This window comes from Williamwhitmania sp. (genome assembly GCA_035529935.1).
Taxonomy (GTDB): domain Bacteria; phylum Bacteroidota; class Bacteroidia; order Bacteroidales; family Williamwhitmaniaceae; genus Williamwhitmania.
In genome coordinates this window covers 1-2,643 of record DATKVT010000055.1, presented here as the reverse complement: position 1 = coordinate 2,643, position 2,643 = coordinate 1, and the positions used below count along the sequence as shown (strand labels likewise).

General features: G+C 43.5%; 6 protein-coding genes. 1 reads left to right on the top strand and 5 read right to left on the bottom strand.

Going from position 1 to position 2,643, the window contains the following annotated elements; genetic code table 11:
• Positions 1 to 186, top strand: a 186-nt coding sequence (locus VMW01_04070; GenBank protein HUW05416.1) for a hypothetical protein, incomplete at its 5' end; no start/stop codon positions are given.
• 133 nt (positions 187 to 319) lie between these two features.
• On the opposite strand, the gene VMW01_04065 is transcribed toward VMW01_04070, so the two are convergent.
• The 5 genes from VMW01_04065 to dcd all read right to left on the bottom strand — a co-directional run.
• Complete coding sequence (locus VMW01_04065; protein ID HUW05415.1) at positions 320 to 631, bottom strand: hypothetical protein; 312 nt, start codon at positions 629 to 631, stop codon at positions 320 to 322.
• 221 nt (positions 632 to 852) lie between these two features.
• Positions 853 to 1,044, bottom strand: a complete 192-nt coding sequence (locus VMW01_04060) for a hypothetical protein (GenBank protein ID HUW05414.1) — start codon at positions 1,042 to 1,044, stop codon at positions 853 to 855.
• Between the two features lie 18 nt (positions 1,045 to 1,062).
• On the bottom strand, positions 1,063 to 1,335 hold the full coding sequence (locus VMW01_04055; protein HUW05413.1) for a DUF3310 domain-containing protein: 273 nt from the start codon (positions 1,333 to 1,335) through the stop codon (positions 1,063 to 1,065).
• A complete protein-coding gene (locus VMW01_04050) occupies positions 1,332 to 1,724 on the bottom strand; it encodes a hypothetical protein (GenBank protein ID HUW05412.1) in 393 nt (130 codons plus the stop codon). Before VMW01_04050 ends, VMW01_04055 begins: the two co-directional genes overlap by 4 nt.
• A 393-nt stretch (positions 1,725 to 2,117) precedes the next feature.
• Positions 2,118 to 2,643 (bottom strand): dCTP deaminase (gene dcd / locus VMW01_04045; GenBank protein ID HUW05411.1); only part of this gene is annotated, 526 nt, incomplete at its 5' end.

The following is a 2,643-nucleotide window of genomic DNA, read 5'->3' as shown; positions in this document are numbered from 1 at the left end:
CAGATTGCTTTATTGTGCTTGTTTCATAAACGTTTGATTGAGACACAAGCTATTAAAGACATGTTGGCAGGAGAAAATATTGATATCGAATTTGATATCCCCACCGACTTTGAGCTTACGCAACTAGCAATGACTATGTTTCGTGATGATGACGATGAGGATGAAAGTAACTACCAGCCGTTCTAGACTCCCTTCATTTTTTTCTTTGGTGTTTTTTTACTGTTATACACAGCAGTATTAGGATTGGCTTTTGGCTTTCCTTTTGGTTTTTCCACTAAAGAACGAAGTTTACGAAGGTCGTAATAATCTGGGTTTGCCATTACTTTTTCTTACGTAGTGGTGGCTTTACGTTGCCGGCTCGTACCGCTGCTTTATACTGCTGATCTAACAATTGGCGACGTCTTTCCCATCTAGCTTGTTCAGCAGGTGAGAGGGGGGAGCGTTCCTTAGAAGCAGGAGTTTTCTTTTTTGCTGGTGATACTTTACGGCGTCCACTACCTGGAAGGTTGGTTTTTTCACCACGTTTTTTTTCTTCAGCACGTTGTTTACTTCCTCTCATTTCACGCAGCTTGGCCATGCGTTCCTTCATGGTCATTTTCTTTTCGTCTGATTTCGGCTTATTTGAAAGCATTGGAGAATAAGCAATTACCTTTTAATTTTACGGTTCCCAACCATTTGGTGGAACCATTGCAGGCCCTAAATTAAAAGCACATCTCCTTGCTAAATTACCTAATACTTTTCTTTTGTCCTCTTCACTAAGTACAGGAGTATGCATGATCTCCCACGCTACCTCTGTGCATAACTTCACAGGTAACGCAGGAGGTGGTTGGTATGGAACTACCAGAAGCGGAATCACCACAAGCCGGGAATTAGCTGGCCTGTTACGGCATATGCACCAATTGCAGCAATTACTCCCAGCATTGCAAGCCTACCGTTAAGGCGTTCTGCTTTTGTGTTGTGTTCTTCGGTCACTTCAATTACCTCCATTGTTGGTTCTTTAGCAAAGACATTGGTTTGCCCGTGCTCATTTGTGGTTACAGTCATTTGTTAAATTGTGTTCACTTAACAAACTAGCCTAGCCAAATACCATTGTGCCTTACGAAGTGACTCATTGCCACCTTTATGTTTTTCTCTCCAGACATATTTCGCAATGTTGCCTTTGATATAACCCCTGTATTCTTCTGGCGTCAGCTGTGCTTCAATTGCTTCGATGCATTCAATTCCACCTGAAGTGTAATGCTCAGGGTGGTTTACATTATCAACAACAGCTTCTTTCTTTGCCCAGGGAACAGGGCAAATACCATCAGGGCAATCTGAAATCTCTTCTTGATTCAAATCGCCAGATTCTGCAGGACTGATCCCGATCGGTTTAAACCAGCCTTCAGCTTCCTTTGGTTGGTCGTTGCCACTGCTTGCTCTTCGGGGGAGAGCTGCCCCATATCCACCAAGAGTTGTCGTGGTTGTGGCATGGCGCCCTGCATCATTCCCTCTTCCGCTGATGGAATTGTCCCCGTTACTCCGCATCTTGGTTGTACTCTTGGATCTATAGCTAAGTTAGCACGTGGCATGTCATTTTGTGTGACTGCCAAACCAGTGTTGTACTGGTCGTACATAGGAACATCATTTGCTTCATTATCTAATGGCTGGCCAACATCGTTCATGTCAATCATTCGTTGACGAAGCTCGTCATTTTCTTCCATAAAGGCACTAAGAAAGCCGTCCATTTATCTATTCGCTGGGAGTATACTGTTAATTATAAGTTATATAAGTCAATGGCAATAGGCAGCTCAGGTAGTGGGGTTAATGACTTAAATCCTGAGAGAGCTTATGACGTTGATGCTCGTCGCCTTGACGAAACCGAGAGAAGGATAGACCGTGCTACGGACACAAGCAACGATCGCATTCAAGATCGTGTTGGTAAGTTTCTGAGATCAGCAAGATCCTCTGCAAAGTTTCAGCAAAAGAGACAAATTGATGGGCCATGGACAAATCGTGAAGGACAAGTCCCTGCGTTCACTGAAGGAGATCAGTTTGGCAGGGCTGGTTCAACGAACTATGCAGATAAACCACAACCGTCAACCAGTAAGCTCTACTATTGAGCTTACTTAACATTCTAATCACACCTTAGACAGCACAACTTTATAAGGTTGTTTGTTGTACTTACCTTTCCGCTCAAGGTACGACACTTCGCAAGGCTCACCTTGATAGAACAAAAGCTGGCAGATACCCTCACTAGCATAAATTTTATTAAATAAGCTAGTGCAATTACTAATCTCTAGAGTTAAATGACCCTCCCAACCTGCTTCTGCCGGAGTAATGTTGACGAGGATGCCGCTTCTTGCGTAAGTACTCTTGCCAACCGCAACAACTGTAACGTCCCTGGGAAGGCAGAGTCTTTCCATCGCGACGCCGAGACAATAGCCGAACGGTGGAATAATAAAATATTGGCCTTTTTCATCTTCGTGTAATTCAGTTTCTTTTAAGATTTCAGGATCAAAATTTTTAGCGTCGCAAACGCCGTGTTGGACACCGCCAAAAAGAAGGCACTGACTAGGAGACAGCCGAATATCGTACCCATAGCTCGATAGACCATAACTTAAGATTGGTGTGTTGTTTTCCTCACTTATCAGTTTATCTTGGAAA

Excerpts from the sequence above, each read along its gene's own strand:
- VMW01_04060 (HUW05414.1), bottom strand. The coding sequence starts at position 1,044 with ATGACTGTAACCACAAATGAGCACGGGCAAACCAATGTCTTTGCTAAA.
- VMW01_04050 (HUW05412.1), bottom strand. The coding sequence starts at position 1,724 with ATGGACGGCTTTCTTAGTGCCTTTATGGAAGAAAATGACGAGCTTCGT.
- VMW01_04065 (HUW05415.1), bottom strand. The coding sequence starts at position 631 with ATGCTTTCAAATAAGCCGAAATCAGACGAAAAGAAAATGACCATGAAG.